The organism is Streptomyces sp. NRRL S-87, assembly GCF_000719335.1.
Taxonomy (GTDB): Bacteria; Actinomycetota; Actinomycetes; order Streptomycetales; family Streptomycetaceae; genus Streptomyces.
On the sequence record NZ_JOGB01000195.1, the window covers coordinates 1 to 398 of the forward strand.

A 398-nucleotide genomic window follows, 5' to 3' on the forward strand; every position below is an offset into this window, starting at 1 on the left:
TGGTCGTCCGCACCCAACCGCACCGTCATCGCCCGCAGCAGCCGGCCCGCACCCAGATCGAACGGCCGGTGCCCGAACGACTCGACCACCGCCCGCCCCGCCCCGGCGGGATCGGCCTCCGCGCTGACGTCCACCTGCTCGACCGCCACCCGCCACGGATCCTCCACCACCTGCACCGGATCACCCTCCGGCCCCGTCGCGAACCGCGTCCGCAGCACCTCGTGCCGCACCACCAACGCGTCCAACGCCGCACCCAACGCCACCCCGTCCAACGGACCACGCACCCGGAACGCCACCGGCACCACGTACTCCGCACTCCCCGGATCCAACTGGTCCAGGAACCACAGACGCTGCTGCGCGAACGACAACGGAACCTCCCGCACGCCCTCCGCACGGCG

General features: G+C 72.9%; 1 protein-coding gene. It reads right to left on the reverse strand.

The window, feature by feature from the left end:
- Positions 1 to 368, reverse strand: a 368-nt coding sequence (locus IF43_RS37540) for a condensation domain-containing protein (RefSeq protein WP_158939704.1), incomplete at its 3' end; no start/stop codon positions are given.
- Between the last annotated feature and the right edge of the window lie 30 nt (positions 369 to 398).